14 protein-coding genes and 1 pseudogene are annotated in these 17,227 nt (G+C 45.1%); 11 read left to right on the forward strand and 4 right to left on the reverse strand.

Annotated features, from left to right (window positions below):
* The first annotated feature begins 10 nt into the window (after nt 1-10).
* From cpdA to AACS90_RS01795, 8 genes and pseudogenes are all read left to right on the forward strand, one after another.
* The gene (cpdA, locus tag AACS90_RS01760; protein ID WP_099120111.1) at nt 11-850 is read left to right on the forward strand and encodes a 3',5'-cyclic-AMP phosphodiesterase; all 840 of its coding nucleotides are present in this window, start codon (nt 11-13) and stop codon (nt 848-850) included.
* A complete protein-coding gene (gene yqiA / locus AACS90_RS01765) occupies nt 850-1,458 on the forward strand; it encodes an esterase YqiA (RefSeq protein ID WP_099108978.1) in 609 nt (202 codons plus the stop codon). The genes cpdA and yqiA overlap by 1 nt, the downstream gene beginning before the upstream one ends.
* 131 nt (nt 1,459-1,589) lie before the next feature.
* Nucleotides 1,590-3,485, forward strand: coding sequence for a DNA topoisomerase IV subunit B (parE, locus tag AACS90_RS01770; RefSeq protein WP_099120112.1), 1,896 nt, complete (start codon nt 1,590-1,592; stop codon nt 3,483-3,485).
* Nucleotides 3,486-3,582: 97 nt separating this feature from the next.
* A complete protein-coding gene (gene parC, locus AACS90_RS01775; protein ID WP_099120113.1) occupies nt 3,583-5,835 on the forward strand; it encodes a DNA topoisomerase IV subunit A in 2,253 nt (750 codons plus the stop codon).
* A gap of 79 nt (nt 5,836-5,914) precedes the next feature.
* Nucleotides 5,915-6,646, forward strand: a complete 732-nt coding sequence (locus AACS90_RS01780; protein ID WP_099120114.1) for a 1-acylglycerol-3-phosphate O-acyltransferase — start codon at nt 5,915-5,917, stop codon at nt 6,644-6,646.
* A gap of 331 nt (nt 6,647-6,977) precedes the next feature.
* Entirely contained in the window at nt 6,978-8,402 is a 1,425-nt protein-coding gene (gene ftsP, locus AACS90_RS01785) for a cell division protein FtsP (RefSeq protein ID WP_099120115.1), read from the forward strand.
* A 235-nt stretch (nt 8,403-8,637) separates the two neighbouring features.
* Nucleotides 8,638-8,742 (forward strand): annotated as a pseudogene (locus AACS90_RS01790) (IS1 family transposase); the annotation flags it as partial.
* 235 nt (nt 8,743-8,977) lie between these two features.
* Nucleotides 8,978-9,364, forward strand: coding sequence for a DUF3461 family protein (locus AACS90_RS01795; protein WP_099108919.1), 387 nt, complete (start codon nt 8,978-8,980; stop codon nt 9,362-9,364).
* Nucleotides 9,365-9,461: 97 nt separating this feature from the next.
* Here AACS90_RS01795 and AACS90_RS01800 read toward each other — a convergent pair whose 3' ends face one another.
* From AACS90_RS01800 to syd, 4 genes are all read right to left on the reverse strand, one after another.
* Nucleotides 9,462-9,908, reverse strand: coding sequence for a flavodoxin (locus tag AACS90_RS01800; protein WP_099120116.1), 447 nt, complete (start codon nt 9,906-9,908; stop codon nt 9,462-9,464).
* Nucleotides 9,909-10,099: 191 nt separating this feature from the next.
* Nucleotides 10,100-10,873, reverse strand: a complete 774-nt coding sequence (gene truC / locus AACS90_RS01805; protein ID WP_099108921.1) for a tRNA pseudouridine(65) synthase TruC — start codon at nt 10,871-10,873, stop codon at nt 10,100-10,102.
* 2 nt (nt 10,874-10,875) lie between these two features.
* Entirely contained in the window at nt 10,876-11,217 is a 342-nt protein-coding gene (locus tag AACS90_RS01810) for a YqcC family protein (protein ID WP_099120117.1), read from the reverse strand.
* A gap of 562 nt (nt 11,218-11,779) precedes the next feature.
* Nucleotides 11,780-12,331, reverse strand: coding sequence for a SecY-interacting protein (gene syd / locus AACS90_RS01815; RefSeq protein WP_099120118.1), 552 nt, complete (start codon nt 12,329-12,331; stop codon nt 11,780-11,782).
* Between the two features lie 551 nt (nt 12,332-12,882).
* Between syd and AACS90_RS01820 the strand changes: the two genes are divergently transcribed.
* The 3 genes from AACS90_RS01820 to ppnN all read left to right on the forward strand — a co-directional run bounded on the left by AACS90_RS01820 (nt 12,883) and on the right by ppnN (nt 17,162).
* Nucleotides 12,883-14,571 carry a cholesterol oxidase substrate-binding domain-containing protein gene (locus tag AACS90_RS01820; RefSeq protein WP_099120119.1) on the forward strand — a complete coding sequence of 563 codons (1,689 nt, stop codon included), beginning with the start codon at nt 12,883-12,885 and terminating at the stop codon, nt 14,569-14,571.
* A 229-nt stretch (nt 14,572-14,800) separates the two neighbouring features.
* Entirely contained in the window at nt 14,801-15,646 is an 846-nt protein-coding gene (queF, locus tag AACS90_RS01825) for an NADPH-dependent 7-cyano-7-deazaguanine reductase QueF (protein ID WP_099108925.1), read from the forward strand.
* A gap of 148 nt (nt 15,647-15,794) precedes the next feature.
* Nucleotides 15,795-17,162, forward strand: a complete 1,368-nt coding sequence (gene ppnN, locus AACS90_RS01830) for a nucleotide 5'-monophosphate nucleosidase PpnN (RefSeq protein ID WP_099120120.1) — start codon at nt 15,795-15,797, stop codon at nt 17,160-17,162.
* The last annotated feature ends 65 nt before the right edge of the window (nt 17,163-17,227 follow it).

The following is a 17,227-nucleotide window of genomic DNA, read 5'->3' on the forward strand; positions in this document are numbered from 1 at the left end:
AGGAAACCATTTGGAAAGCCTGCTTGAAATACCTGTGGCGAAAGGTGCCACAGCAAGAATATTGCAAATCACTGACATGCACCTTTTTGCCAATAAAGGTGGCTCACTGCTGGGTATCAATACCTACCGCAGTTATCATGCTGTGTTGGATGCGATCCTTGAGCAGAATATTGATATTGATTTGGTCGTTGCGACCGGCGATTTAGTTCAGGATCAGACTCCCGGTGCCTATCAGAATTTTGTTGAAGGCATTGCCCGTTTGCCCGCCCCTTGTGTCTGGTTACCCGGTAATCACGATTATCAGCCTGCTATGGTTGATGTACTGGCAGCGGCAGGGATTTCACCTTCCAAGCAAATATTTATTGGCCAGCACTGGCAGCTTATCATGCTGGATAGTCAGGTTCAGGGTGTTCCCCACGGCGAATTAACGGAATACCAGCTGGAATGGATGAGTAAATGTCTGGATGAACACAGTGATCGTCAGGCGATTATCATGCTTCATCATCATCCTGTACCATCAGGCTGTACATGGCTGGATCAGCACAGTCTGCGCAATGCTCCTGCACTGGCAGAATGCCTGAAGAGTAAATCGCAGGTGAAAACAATACTGTGCGGGCATATCCACCAAGAGCTGGATGTAATGTGGAATGGTATTCGTGTGATAGCAACACCATCAACCTGTGTGCAATTTAAGCCACATTGTACTAATTTTATGCTTGATACAGTGGCTCCGGGTTGGCGTTACCTTGAATTGCCTGTGACTGGTGGCGGAGAAGCAGAACTGCAAACGCAGCTTTATAGGCTCAGGAGTAATGAATTCTGCCCGGATTTAGATTCGGACGGGTATTAATGTCAACGTTACTTTACCTACATGGTTTTAACAGTTCATCCCAATCAGCAAAAGCAACTGCGCTGAAGACATGGTTGCACCAGCAGCACCCTGAAATAGAGATGCTGGTGCCACAATTGCCTCCTTATCCCGAAGATACGGCAGCCTTACTGGAAGAAATAGTGATGAGCCGCTCAGGGGAACACATTGGTTTGGTTGGTTCCTCATTAGGAGGTTATCTGGCCATCTGGCTTTCACAATGCTTTGGCCTGCCAGCCGTAGTCGTCAATCCTGCGGTTCGTCCATTCGATCTTCTTCAGGATTATCTTGGGGAAAACGTGAATCCTTATACCGAAGAGCGGTATACTCTTGAAGAAAGCCACATTCATGACCTCAAAGTAATGCATATTGACCCGCTGGAATCACCGGATCTTATCTGGTTATTGCAGCAAACCGGGGACGAAGTGCTGGACTACCGTCAGGCGGTTGCCTACCTGATGCAGTGCAGACAAACCGTCGAGTCTGGTGGAAATCATGCATTTATTGGTTTCGAATACTATTTTCCTCAAATCATTGACTTCTTGGGGCTAGCCAGCGGCAATAGTAAAAAAATTGCCAAAAATAGGTAAGCGACTGGTATTATCAACAGTATCTATCCAATGGATTCCGGGTTAACGCCGTTCTGATGGCGTTCCGGAATACGTAGGGTAATCAATACTGATTGGCCCTTTAATCATGAAGCAACCGACAGAATTACAACATGACTCAATCTAGTTATAACGCAGAGGCCATTGAAGTCCTCAGTGGCCTGGAGCCAGTTCGTCGCCGCCCAGGAATGTATACCGACACCGCCCGCCCGAACCATCTGGCACAGGAAGTGATCGATAATAGTGTGGACGAAGCGCTAGCTGGTCACGCGAAGCATATTCAAGTGATTCTCCACAGCGATCAGTCTCTGGAAGTGATAGATGATGGCCGTGGTATGCCGGTTGATATCCATCCTGAAGAAAAAGTATCAGCAGTTGAATTGATCCTGACCCGCCTGCATGCGGGTGGTAAATTTTCCAATAAAAACTACCAGTTCTCCGGAGGCTTGCACGGGGTTGGTATTTCGGTCGTTAATGCCCTGTCCAAACGGGTCGAAGTGACCGTTCGTCGCGATAGTCAGGTTCATCAGATCGCCTTCGAAAATGGCGATAAAGTACAGGAACTGGCTGTTATAGGCAGTTGCGGAAAACGTAACACCGGAACCAGTGTGCATTTCTGGCCGGATGAAAGCTATTTCGATATCCCCCGTTTTTCGACCTCACGTCTGGCCCATTTGCTGAAAGCAAAAGCGGTGCTGTGCCCCGGCGTTGAAATTATCTTTAAGGATAAACTGGCCGGAACCGAGCAAAAATGGTGTTATGCCGACGGGCTGACTGACTATTTGCTGGAAGCGGTTAATGGGCTGGTGACATTACCTCAGGCCCCGTTTGTCGGTGCCCTCAGTGGCGAAACTGAAGCAGTGGACTGGGCGCTGCTCTGGCTGCCGGAAGGCGGTGAATTACTGGCGGAAAGCTATGTTAACCTGATCCCGACGATACAAGGCGGTACCCACGTCAATGGGTTGCGTCAGGGGTTGCTGGATGCAATGCGTGAGTTCTGTGAATTCCGCAACATTTTGCCTCGTGGCGTCAAACTTTCTGCTGACGATATCTGGGATCGCTGTGCTTATGTATTATCCCTCAAAATGCAGGATCCACAATTTGCCGGGCAGACTAAAGAACGTCTATCATCGCGCCAGTCTGCGGCTTTCGTTTCCGGTGTTGTCAAAGATGCATTCAGCCTGTGGCTGAATCAGCATATTCAGGAAGCAGAGCAATTGGCTGAAATGGCTATTGCCAGCGCTCAGCGCCGCATGCGCGCGGCCAAGAAAGTGGTACGTAAGAAGCTGACCAACGGCCCGGCATTACCGGGGAAACTGGCTGACTGTACCTCACAGGATCTCAATGTTACTGAACTGTTTCTGGTGGAAGGGGATTCTGCTGGTGGATCTGCCAAACAGGCCCGTGACCGCGAATTTCAGGCCATTATGCCTCTGCGCGGTAAGATACTGAATACATGGGAAGTCTCTTCAGATGAGGTATTGGCTTCGCAGGAAGTACATGATATTTCGGTTGCAATCGGTATCGATCCTGACAGTGAAGATCTCAGCCAGCTGCGTTACGGTAAAATCTGTATTCTGGCCGATGCGGATTCCGATGGCCTGCACATTGCAACGTTGCTGTGCGCCTTGTTTGTCCGCCATTTCCCGACGCTGGTCAAACGTGGTCACGTTTATATGGCGATGCCACCACTGTATCGCATTGACCTTGGTAAAGAAGTTCACTATGCACTGGATGAAGGTGAAAAGAGTGCGGTACTTGACCGTCTGAGCCGTAAGCGTGGTAAACCAAATGTTCAGCGCTTCAAAGGGTTGGGTGAAATGAACCCGATGCAGTTGCGTGAAACTACGCTAGACCCCAATACTCGCCGTCTGGTGCAATTGACTATCAATGATGAAAATTATCAGGAAACCCTTTCCGTTATGGATATGCTTCTGGCGAAGAAACGCTCGGAAGACCGCCGTAATTGGCTGCAAGAAAAGGGTGATTCCATTGATATTGAAGTATAGCAATTGAATTGAAATTTAAACCCGGTAGATTTCAAGATACATAGCGGCCAACTAAAGCGGCAACTTGAAAGATGACGGGTTTTGAGGAAATTAATACATGAGTGAAATAACTCACGATGGAGTGGAACGTCAGCCGCTCCACACATTCACTGAAAACGCCTATCTGAATTATTCCATGTACGTCATCATGGACAGGGCGCTGCCTTTTATCGGTGATGGATTAAAACCCGTGCAGCGTCGCATCGTCTACGCGATGTCAGAGCTTGGGCTGAGTAGCAGTGCAAAATTCAAAAAATCTGCTCGTACTGTCGGTGATGTACTGGGTAAATATCATCCACATGGTGATGGTGCCTGTTACGAAGCGATGGTGCTGATGGCACAGCCTTTTTCTTACCGTTATCCACTTGTGGACGGTCAGGGAAACTGGGGTGCTCCGGATGATCCGAAATCTTTTGCGGCAATGCGTTATACCGAATCCCGCCTGTCAAAGTATGCAGAGTTGCTGCTGAGTGAACTGGGGCACGGGACAGTAGACTGGGTGCCAAACTTTGATGGTACATTGCAGGAGCCGAAAATGCTGCCTGCGCGTCTGCCTAATATCCTGCTGAACGGCACAACAGGTATTGCTGTTGGTATGGCAACGGATATACCGCCTCATAACTCACGTGAAGTGGCCAATGCGCTGATTTCCATACTGGATAAACCAGAGTCTTCACTTGATGAAGTTATGGAGCACGTTAAAGGCCCGGATTACCCGACAGATGCGGAAATCATTACTTCGAAAGAAGATATCCGTAAGATCTACAAAAATGGTCGTGGCTCGATACGCATGCGTGCTGTGTGGTCAAAAGAAGAGGGTAACGTTGTCATTACCGCTCTGCCACATCAGGTCTCTGGTGCGAAAGTATTAGAACAGATTGCCAGCCAGATGCGCTCGAAGAAGTTGCCGATGGTTGATGATCTGCGGGATGAATCCGATCACGAGAACCCGACGCGTCTGGTGATTGTGCCCCGGACTAACCGTGTGGATGTCGAGCAGGTTATGAACCACCTGTTTGTCACCACCGATCTGGAAAAGAGCTATCGTGTTAACCTCAACATGATTGGTCTCGACAATCGCCCAAGTGTTAAAGGTCTGGTTGAAATTCTCAGTGAATGGCTGGTATTCCGTCGTGAAACGGTACGTAACCGCCTTAACCACCGTCTTGAAAAAGTGCTCAAGCGGCTGCATATTCTGGAAGGTTTGCTGGCAGCCTATCTCAACATTGATGAAGTGATCCATCTCATCCGTAGTGAAGATGAGCCAAAGCCAGTGCTGATGCAGCGTTTTGGTTTAACCGAAACACAGGCAGAAGCGATTCTGGAACTGAAACTACGTCATCTGGCAAAACTGGAAGAAGTCAAAATCCGGGGTGAGCAGGATGAACTGGCAAAAGAGCGGGACAAACTTCAGGCTATCCTTGGCTCTGAGCGCAAGCTGAACACGCTGCTGAAAAAAGAGATTATTGCCGATGCGGAAAACTATGGTGATAAGCGTCGTTCTCCGCTGAAAGAACGCTCAGAAGCGAAGGCAATGAGCGATCATGATATTCTGCCATCAGAGCCGATTACGGTTGTGATGTCTCAAATGGGCTGGGTTCGTAGCGCGAAAGGGCATGAGATTGATCCTACGGGTTTAAATTACAAATCTGGTGACAGCTATCGCGATGCTGTGCGTGGTAAGAGTAATCAGCCGGTAGTCTTTATTGATAGTACCGGGCGTAGTTATTCTATTGATCCTCTGGATTTACCGTCAGCCAGAGGGCAGGGAGAGCCTTTGACCGGTAAACTGGCATTACCGGCCGGTGCATCCGTTGAGCATCTGCTGATGGCGAAAGAAGATCAGAAACTCCTGATGGCATCCGATGCGGGTTATGGCTTCATCTGTACCTTCAGTGAATTAATTGCCAAGAACCGGGCAGGGAAGGCCCTGATTACGTTGCCACAAAACGCTAAGGTCATGTCACCATTAGAGATCGGCAATGAACAGGATGATATGTTACTGGCGATCACCAAAGCGGGACGCATGTTGATGTTTCCTGTCGCTGATCTCCCGCAACTGTCAAAAGGTAAGGGCAATAAAATAGTTTCCATTACCTCGGCGCAGGCGGCTTCCGGAGAAGATATATTGAGCTGGTTGCTGGTATTGCCGCCAAAATCTTCAATCACGCTTTATTTCGGTAAGCGAAAATTACAGCTTCAGCCAGAGGAATTGCAGAAATTCCGGGCAGAAAGAGGCCGTAAAGGAACAGCCCTGCCGCGTGGCTTACAGCGTGTCGAGCGTGTAGAAATAGAAACAAAATTGAACTGAATATAATTTCAGTTTTATATAATTAAATAACCCTGACAGCAGGCCAGTACAACACTGGCCTGCCTTGCAAGAGGAAACTATGCTAACCATTATTCGTGGGATCATTGTTATTCTGTTCACCTTTCTAGTCTGTATATTCGGCGGGATTTACTGCCTATTCAGCCCCCGTGATCCGCGCCATGTGATGACCTTTGGCCGGGCATTTGGCAAGCTGCACACAATATTCGGTATCAAACTTATTGAACGTATTCCTGAAGATGCGCCACAAGTCGGCCCAAGCATCTATATCGGTAATCACCAGAACAATTTTGACATGGTAACTATGTCAAACGCTGTACAGCCTCGCACGGTGACTGTTGGTAAAAAAAGTCTGGTGTTTATTCCTTTCTTTGGTCAGTTGTACTGGCTGACAGGCAATATCCTGATTGACAGACAAAACCGGACAAAAGCTCACGGGACGATTTCACAGGTTGTTGAGCAGATTAAAAAGAACAGTGTTTCTGTCTGGATGTTCCCGGAGGGTACCCGCAGTCGTGGTCGTGGTTTAATGCCGTTTAAAACGGGAGCCTTCCATGCAGCCATTGCGGCCGGAGTGCCGATTGTACCGGTTTGTGCTTCTTCAACACATGGCAAAATCAAGCTTAATCGCTGGAATAATGGCACAGTTATTGTTGAAATGCTGCCGCCGATTGATACCACGAAATATACAAAAGAGCGGGTTCGTGAATTGGCTGAACATTGTCATCAGGTGATGAAGGCCAAAATTGAAGCGCTGGATAAAGAAGTTGAGGAGCTTAACAAGCGCAGTTAATTGAATTAAAAATAACTCACGCTATTTTTACGAAGTACTCCTTTCTGATATGGGGATGAATTCTGACTATAAATTTAAGATAGTTTTAGAATTTATCCCCTGTTCGCGATATGATTGCTTTTTGATAAATTAACGTTTTTTATTAAACGCAATCGATAAGATATATACCTATACCCAGTGGATTTCAACGCGTGTCCAACAAAGACATGATTTGGAAGACAAAGGGTAGTACCGCCGCGATATAATTTGAAATCAATTAGATATGGATAAGCACTCAATTTGGGTCGCTATTCTTTCTTTTCGTGGAGCTCATTCCTGCTGTGGAGAAAATATGTCACTGAGTCGGCGCCAATTTATTCAGGCATCTGGTTTAGCAGTATGTTTAGGAGCGCTCCCTTTTGCTGTTCAGGCAGATAAAGACCAACAAATAGCATTACCTGTTCCCCCCTTACTGGAATCTCGCGGTGGCCAGCCCCTGTTTTTAGCTCTTCAGAGAGCCAGCTGGTCTTTTGACGGGGAAAATAAGGCGTCAGTGTCGGGTATCAATGGCCTTTATCTGGGGCCGACTATTCGTGTCCGTAAAGGGGATAACGTTAAACTGATATACAGTAATCGCCTGTCAGAGCCGGTTTCAATGACTGTAAGCGGGTTACAGGTACCCGGAACACTGATGGGTGGTGCATCACGCCTGATCCCTGTTCATGGGAACTGGTCTCCGGTCATTCCGATTGATCAGCCAGCAGCAACATGTTGGTATCACGCCAATACACCACACCGAATGGCGGAACAGGTTTATGCAGGATTAGCAGGAATGTGGCTGGTGGAAGACGAAAATACTCATCGCCTGCCTTTACCCAGACATTATGGTGTTGATGATTTTCCGGTTATTTTGCAGGACAAACGATTGGATAATTTTGGTACGCCCCGCTATGACAAGGCTTCTGCCAGTCAGGGATTCCTTGGGGATACACTGGTTATTAACGGGGTGGAAAACCCGTTTATCGAAGTTGCCAAAGGGTGGATCAGGCTACGTCTGTTAAATGCTGCCAATGCCCGCCGTTTCCAATTACAGCTCAGTGATGGCCGGCCTTTCTATATGATTGCGACTGATCAGGGATTGTTGCCAGCGCCGGTGGCAGTTCAGACGCTTTCACTGGCACCGGGAGAACGCCGTGAAGTGCTGATTGATATGTCGAAAGCAGACAGTGTTGTTATCACAGCGGGAGAATCTGCCGGCATGATTGATCGTCTGAAAGGGCTGTTTGAACCATCCAGTAAATTGCGTTCAACAAATGTTCTGACGATTAAATCAGGTGGATTGTTACCTCTGGTCACAGAAGAGCTACCTTCCCAGCTTGTGACCGATACGACTGGCATTGATTCTTCAATTCGCAACCGACAAATTGTTTTAGGGGATGAAACACAGGGCATCAATGGGGCATTACTGAACCCCAATCGAACCGACATGACCAGCCATCAGGGAGCATGGGAACGCTGGATAGTGACAGCATCGATTCCACAGCCTTTTCATATCGAAGGTGCCAGATTCAAAGTTATCAAGCACAACGGGGTACAACCGGAGCCGCAGGATTATGGCTGGAAAGATACCGTCTGGGTGGATGGCAGAACTGAGCTGTTGGTCAATATGATGCAGCCATCCTATGAACACTATCCGTTTATGTATTACAGCCAGATATTAGAATGGGCCGATCGTGGCGTGGCAGGGCAATTGGTAGTGACTCCGGCGGGGATGTAAGGGCTTTTCTGTTTATTCTTCTGTGTGATGAGCCAATTTTTTTACAAGATTGGCAGAGAAAAGCCTGCTTTTGCAGGCTGCATGGAGGATTTATATTATTTTAAATAAATATCTGGTTATCATAAAAACCAAACAATTCAGTTAGAATTCCACCTATATTTAATTGAAGAGTCAGGGTATTAGCTTTAGCCAGCCCCCATGCACTAGGTCATGTATTTAAGGCGTTGTTCTTCATCACCGAATTAAGCACCTGAACCGTAAAACATTGGGTTATTCAAAGTCACCTAAAATGCATGACAAAATCATTGGCACTTTCATTGAACGTAAATATTATGTTTGAGGGAGATCAACGCCTTGAATACATGACCAAAAAATACCATACATGTAGTTAAATTTATCTGCCACAAAAGAAAAACACATAATCCATTGAAATTAAAAAATTATTTCCTTATTGCATAAACTTTATATTTTCTTAATAGTCACTATTGATTGACTTTCAACAAACTCGAAATGGATAATAAATCCGCTGTTTTCTTAATATTTCCCATTTCATTTAGGTGACTAGGTGACGCGCTATGTACGATAACTTGAAGAGTTTAGGGATTACTCATCCTGAAGATATTGATCGCTATAGCCTCCGTCAGGAAGCGAATAACGACATTCTTAAGATTTATTTTCGCAAAGATAGGGGTGAGTTCTTTGCCAAAAGCGTTAAATTCAAATACCCACGCCAGCTCAAAACTGTCTCTGACGATAATACAGGGCAAGGTTACAAAGAAGTTAAAGAGATCAACACCAATCTGCGTTATGTGCTGGAAGAACTGGATCAAATTTGTAAACGTGAACAGGCAGAAGTGGATTTGAAACACAAAATCCTCGACGACTTACGTCACCTTGAGCATGTCGTTGCCAATAAGATCGCAGAAATAGAAGCAGATTTAGAAAAACTGACCCGCAAGTAATGATATCAGCTGTGTTATACACCGCTTATCCCTTTTCCGGCAGTAAAGAGATAAAGGGTATAAGCGGTATAACCAACGGTATGAGCGGAAGGAGCACCTATAATAAATTTCCCCACTCCTCAACCCAGCCCTGAGCAAAAACTTCCGGCTCAACTACCTCGATAGCATCAATCAGCAGGATCTCACCGATCCGTTTAGCACCTTGCTCTTGTAGTAGCGCATCAAAGATATGACCTCCTCCACAGAAAGTGTCATAACTACTGTCGCCCAGCGCAATAAGGCCGTAACGTAAATCAGGCTGATAACCCAGTTGATCATTCAACTCCGCATACAGCGGCTGGATATTATCAGGCAAATCCCCCTGCCCGGTTGTAGATGTCACAACCAGTACTACCTGCTGTAAGTATTCCTGCCATTGCTCCAGAGTTGCCTCTTCAAATACTTCAGCCTCATGCCCCTGCTGCTCAAGAATTTGCTGAGCTTCTTCGGCAACAGCCAATGCATTGCCATAAACTGTACCAACGAAAATACCAATCTTTGCCATAGATATGATCCCTTCATTCTGTTTGATACTGCTTTTATTCGTATACCCTTCGTCTTTCAAGCTGCCTCTTTGTTGGCTACGCTCGTTCACCCCAGTCACATAGTTATCTATGCTCCCGGGTTCCCTTGCCGCCGCGACGCAATTTGAAATTCATTAGGTATAAGTGGTGAACGTCTATTTTTTTCAGGCGGCTATTCTGTCGGCTGTAATTCACAAGCAACCGGATGTGAACATTCCAGTTCCGGTACAAGGCCTTGCCAGCCAAATTGTTCAAGCAAATGCTGCCATGAAGAATCCCAACGGGCGGTCAATAACAACTCCTGACCTGTTACCGGATGCCTGAGTTGAAGATGGCTTGCATGCAGCATTAATCTGCCTGTCTGATAATATTTAGCAACTCCTCGATTCTGACGCAAATCCCCGTGTGTGGTATCCCCGATAATGGGATGACGGATATGTGACATATGTCGTCGTAGCTGGTGCTTACGCCCGGTTTTGGGTTTCAGTTCCAATAAACTGAAACGTGATGTCGGATAACGCCCTATTTCAACCGGACACTCAATTTTTGCCAGTGCGCGATAATGAGTAATGGCGGATTGCGCTTCCCTGTCCGTATCAGCGAATTTATCCGCAATTTTATCCAACTCTTCCATTAATGCGTAGTCGATAATCTCCTCTCCCTCGACATAACCACGCACAACTGCATGATACGTTTTTTGCACCTGCTGATGTTCGAATTGCTGGGAGAGTGTTCGGGCCACATCGCTTGACAGCCCCATCAACAAAACGCCGGATGTTGGCCTGTCCAGCCGATGAACAGGAAAAACATGCTGACCAATCTGGTCACGCAGTGTCTGCATAACAAAAACGGTTTCATGACGCGCCAGCCAGCTACGATGAACCAACCAGCCCGCCGGCTTATTTACTGCAACAATGTGTTCATCCTGATAGATAATATCCAGCATTATCAACTATTCCCCACCAGATCATCCGGTGTAAACAGGCTGTCCAGTTCACGCAAATGCTCAAGCAACGGTAAATAGCGTTCTGCCTCTTCTTTATAGACTTCTTCAAAGTAGGGGGCGATTGCAAATGATGTTGGTAAGCTGGCTTTTTGCTCAATCAGTGCACTCATTCTGGGAATTAATACCCATTGGAGCCATTCTTCCGCCGCCATCGTATCAATAGAGAAAGGCTCTGTGCTTTCGAAAGCTTCTGGTTTGGGCGGGTAACTCTTCCATAAGCCAACGATTTTCATCGTGGCTTCAATGAGCTGTAATTTGTGGAGGATTTGTTTCTCGATACTCATGATTCTTATCTTATCCTGACTGTAATCCCAATAGCAGAAACTGCCATTGCGTCATTAAATCGTAAGAGTATCACTGTTCGATCTCAGCGAAAAATATGTGACAGCATAAAATGCCACAAAACAAAATAAGAGGGGAGACAGAATCTCCCCTCTTATTTATTATTATAGCAATCCGGCTAAATTGGTCGCTTCCTGCGCATTCCCTGACAAAGTACTTCCCTGTCTGTTATTCCTTAAAAGATCATTATATTGATAGTATCTGGCAGTCCTGCCCGAACCGAATCATCCTTGAGTCACCTTCCTGATGACATAATTCCTTAATAATTTTGTCGCTGTGATTCCTAGCGGAACAACAAAATAATCGTCGATTCAGAGGCTTGAAACAAGCTACCTGAATTGTCAGGAAAAGCATTTCGCCAAAAAGATATCTTGATAATAATTTGCATATTATTGATATAAAATAAAAATAATATTTATCAGAGGTATTGATACGATGATTAAGAGACATATCTCACATCACATGTGAGATATGTCTTACAAAAAAGTAAACTGATATCTGCACCTATGAAGATATCACAGGGCTGGCAGCAGAAAGGAAAGCGGCTAAATCAGCAGCTAATACGGTTCGTTCCTTACTGCCAAATTGCTCAAGTATGACCTGACCTGTCAGATTACATACAGAAATCAGCCCCATGTCAGAGTCCGTTGTACCAATAAATACCGTCGGTGAGAGTCTCAGGCGCTTTTGCGTCACAAGATGGCCTATCAGATTTTCCTGTAACCGGACAAAATCATCCTCACTCCATACCTGAATCAAGCTGAAGCTCAATCCATCAAAACTGGCAGACATGTCGCCCGCTAACTGAGTGACATAATAATCGTGAATAGAGTTTTGCAAACAGATATCCAGTGCGTTTTCTACCTTACTGAGTTTATCCGCTGGAGTAAAAGGCTTCGGAAGCCAGTGCACCACCTCATCTCCTGTACGTTCGATACAGGGGGACGGTACACCATATAATTCACTACTCGCTGGTGGTAATCCGGTTTCCTCCTGCCACAATTCAACATAGCGTCGGGTAAAATCAGCAAGTGCTTCTGTCACATTGAAGGTCATATGTTTGTTTCTTCCATTTTTCTGTCTGTTACTCGTATTCTGCGTATTCCTATACGGTTTTAAGCAAAATAACAACTATACACTTCGTCTTTCCAGTTGCCTCTTTGTTGGCTGCGCTCATTCACCCCGGTCACCGTTTTTATAAACATACGGTTATCTATGCTCCTGAGGATTACTGAGAGGCTCCTGCCTCTCACCGGAGGCCAGCTTTTGGCTGGGCAAATTCGTTCCCGACGAATTTGTTACTCGCTTGCTGCCGCGACGCATCTTGAAATCCATTGTGTATAAAAATAGTGTCATCACTTCCATAAAATAATGGTATCAGGCTCTACACTATTTATCACAGTAAAGAGAATCATCTCCCTTCAAGTAATATTATGCCGTGTACTTGGCCTGAATTTATAGCCAGGGGCTGAATAAAACCATAGCTAATAAGTCACAAGTTAAAACAAAAATAGCATTAATATAAAAAATAACACCTCTTGCCATCCACATTATAAATGTGGATTCAAAATAGTGATTTTATTTATATCCTACAAGGTAATAACATAATGAACATAAAAAATAAAAGTCCAAATAAATTAAATAAAGAAAACAAGAATAAAAAAACAAACCTGACATTAACTGATTTTCCTAAAGACGTAAAATTGATATATAGAGAATTTATTAACTGGTCAGAAGAAATTTATTCGAATCATATTCCATGCTGTATCCCTAAATCAGACAAAGAAATTATTTTAGTTGTTAATTGGGCGTGGAAAAAAAATTATAAACTGAGAGTTGTGGGAGAGTCACATAACTGGTCGCCTTTGATCATTTCAGCTCAGGAACAAAATAATCATCAAGTCATGCTCATGGATCTTACCCAGCACTTTAATCAAGTAAGTATTAAACATCTTCCTGAGTATGCCATTGTCACTGCGCAGGCTGGTGTATTAATGGAAACACTCATGACAAAAATGGAAGAGCAAGGAGTTGGTTTTACTGCAACTCCGGCACCCGGTGATTTAACTCTCGGTGGAGTACTGGCAATCGGTGGGCATGGAACAAGTGTTAAGGCGCTGAATGAAGAACCGCAACCCGGCCATCACTTTGGCTCAGTCAGTAACTCTGTACTCTCTTTGTCCGCCGTCGTTTGGGATGAAAAAAGTGAGCAATATATTATCAGGAATTTTAAGCGCAATGATCCTGAGTGTGCGCCTCTTCTCGTGAATTTAGGCTGCTCCCTGATTTTAAATGCTGAGCTCCAGGCTGGTAAAAACCAGCGTCTTCGGTGTGAAAGTATTACTGATATTCCGGCAACAGAACTATTTGCACTTTCACAAGATAAAAAAAACAAAAAAACTTTTAGTCACTTTCTGGATAAAAGTGGGCGTGCTGAAGCTATTTTATTCCCATTCACTGCTAACCCTTGGCTAAAGGTATGGAGTGTTACACCGAAAAAGCCTATTTCCAGTATTGAAGTTACCCACCCGTACAACTACCCATTTTCTGATAATATTCCTGTTCAAATATCTCAACTCATTAAACAAATAACCCATGATAATCCTAGCCTCACTCCAATATTTTCCCATCTTCAATACGCAGTGATGCTAGGTTATTTTTTAGCTGCCGGAAATGATATCTGGGGCTGGAGCAAAAATTTATTGCTATATGTTAAGCCAACAACATTACGTGTTACTGCAAATGGTTATGCCATATTAACCAGCCGCAATAATATTCAAAAAGTTCTCCATCTCTTTTATTCCCAGTGGCAATCCTTAATGCAGGAATACCAGAATCAGGGTAAATTTCCTGTCAACGGACCCATTGAGATCCGGGTTACAGCACTGGATGAACCTTCTGACGTCATGCAGGAAAATGCTGTAGTACCGAGTCTATCTGCTATTCGCCCACGTCAGGATCGTCCGGAGTGGGATGTCGCTATTTGGCTCGATGTGTTAACCCATCCAGATACTCAATATGCTGCTGAATTTTATAGCAGGCTTGAAGCATGGATGTTTAAAGAATTTGATGACACTTACGCGTCTATTCGTGTTGAATGGAGTAAAGGCTGGGGATACAGCACAAAGGGTGCATGGGCTAATGAGGATATACTGACCCAAAAAATCCCGGCTTCATTTACGGATGGATTACCCGCTGATAATAATTGGCATTCGGCAATTAATACCTTACAGAAATTTGATCCGCATAATCTGTTCAGATCGCCATTATTAGAGAAGTTAATTTCTTTCAAATAAAAGCGAATACTCTATATTAGTTATCTAATTATATCCCACTGGATGGATAATTCAGCCCGTTTAAGAATCTGTTCTGATTTGGATGGCAATTATCGGGCTGAGTTTCTTTAAAATGCGCAATAAAAATACGAATTATCGATATTCCTTGATACACTACCGCTTGTATTCAAAACAATAACCTCCGCCCTATCGCTCTTAAATGCAGGGTATATTACCTTTGAGGAATCTTATGTCTTTGTATCAAGATAATCAGGCACTCTCTCAACTCACTCTCGGAAAACCAACTTCCTACTGTGATACGTATGAACCTGCATTACTACAGGCCGTTCCCCGCAGTATGAACCGTGAGCCACTTGGACTGTATCCTGATAATCTGCCGTTTTACGGCGCAGATATCTGGACAATGTACGAACTGTCATGGCTCAATTCGCGGGGTGTTCCTCAGGTTGCCATCGGGCATGTCAGTCTGAACGCTGCCAGTGAAAATCTTATCGAGTCAAAAAGTTTCAAGCTCTATCTGAATAGCTTTAACCAAACCCGCTTCGCTGATTGGGAAACCGTCCAGCAAACGCTGCAACGGGATTTGTCTGCCTGTGCCAATGGTGAGATTGACGTTGTTTTATACCCTCTGCATGATTTCAATCAACAGCCAATTGCCGATTTTGAAGGTAAATGTATTGATAATCAGGATATTGAAATTGATGATTATCAATTCAATCGCGATTATCTTAATGGAGCAGCGACAGGGCCTGTTGTTGATGAAGTTTTGGTCAGCCATCTATTAAAATCAAATTGCCTGATCACAAACCAGCCTGATTGGGGTTCAGTACAAATTCGCTATAAAGGCCCTAAAATCGATCAGGAAAAATTATTGCGTTATCTGGTTTCCTTCCGTCACCACAACGAGTTCCACGAACAGTGTGTTGAACGTATTTTCAACGACTTAATGCAGCTATGTGCACCGGAAAAACTCACTGTTTATGCGCGTTATACCCGCCGGGGTGGGCTGGATATCAATCCGTGGCGCAGTAATGACTCATTTGTGCCGCCAACCGGCAGGCTAGCCCGTCAGTAATCGCTGAATCCACCCCGATGGCATACATCCGTAGGCCATTCGGTAATCTAACGGGCTGACTTAAACCAGATAAATTCAATTAGTCCCTACAAATTTCAGGTAGAACCATTATTGAGAAACCCCTATTGGGGTATAAAAGGAGTCATTCTTGATTACACATGTCAGCCCGTTAGGGTCAATGGATTTACTCTCTCAGCTTGAGGTGGATACCCTTAAACGCACAGCAAGCAGTGATCTGTACCGTCTTTTCCGCAATTGCTCACTCGCCGTGCTCAATTCTGGTAGCCAGACTGATAACAGCAAAGAACTACTCTCAAAGCATAAAGATTTTGATATTAACGTTCTGCGTAGAGAGCGGGGAGTTAAACTGGAGCTGGTCAATCCACCGGAAGAAGCATTTGTTGATGGCAAAATTATCCGTTCTCTGCGGGCAAATTTATTCGCAGTATTGCGGGATATTCTGTTTGTTCATGCGCAGATTACCGATGCCCAAAAAGCCGACTCTCTGAATCTGAAAAATGGTATGCATATTACCAATACCGTTTTTTCCATCCTGCGCAATGCCAAAGCACTGCATCTTGCTGAAAATCCCAATATGATCGTCTGCTGGGGCGGGCATTCTATCAATGAACAAGAATATCTGTACGCCCGCAAAGTCGGCAATGAGCTTGGTTTACGGGAGCTGAATATTTGTACCGGCTGCGGAGCGGGTGCAATGGAAGCTCCAATGAAAGGTGCAGCGGTCGGTCATGCGCAGCAACGTTATAAAAATAGCCGTTTTATTGGTATTACAGAGCCTTCCATTATTGCAGCTGAGCCACCCAATCCGCTGGTTAATGAACTGATCATCATGCCTGATATCGAAAAGCGGCTGGAAGCTTTTGTTCGTATCGCTCACGGTATTATCATCTTCCCCGGAGGTGTGGGAACAGCAGAAGAGCTGCTTTATCTACTGGGGATCCTGATGCACCCTGAAAATGAGAATCAGGTATTGCCTCTGGTCTTAACCGGGCCAAAAGAGAGTGCTGATTATTTTCATGTTCTGGATGAATTTATTGTCAACACTCTGGGTGAACAGGCTCGCCGTCACTACCAGATTATTGTGGATGATCCATTAGAAGTGGCCAGAGTGATGAAAACTGCGATGCCACTGGTCAAGGAAAATCGCCGCTCAACCGGTGATGCCTACAGTTTTAACTGGGCAATGAAAATCCCTCATGATTTGCAGCATCCTTTTGACCCTAACCATGAAAACATGGCGAATCTGGATTTACATCTGGATCAGCCAACGGAAAAACTGGCAGCGGCACTGAGACGGGTATTTTCTGGTATCGTGGCGGGCAATGTGAAAGAGTTCGGCATTCAGGCTATCGAAAAGCACGGGGTGTTCGAGATCCACGGTGACGCAGAAATTATGCGCCGGATGGATAGCCTGCTGGAAGATTTTGTGAAGCAGAATCGCATGAAACTTCCGGGTGGCACAGCTTATGAGCCATGTTATAAAATCATTAGATAAATAATGGCAGATTACCTGCCTCATCAAAACCCAGTGAGGCAGTCGCCAGGGAATAAGTCCACGGA

Source organism: Xenorhabdus sp. KK7.4 (assembly GCF_963876465.1).
Taxonomy (GTDB): Bacteria; Pseudomonadota; Gammaproteobacteria; order Enterobacterales; family Enterobacteriaceae; genus Xenorhabdus; species Xenorhabdus stockiae.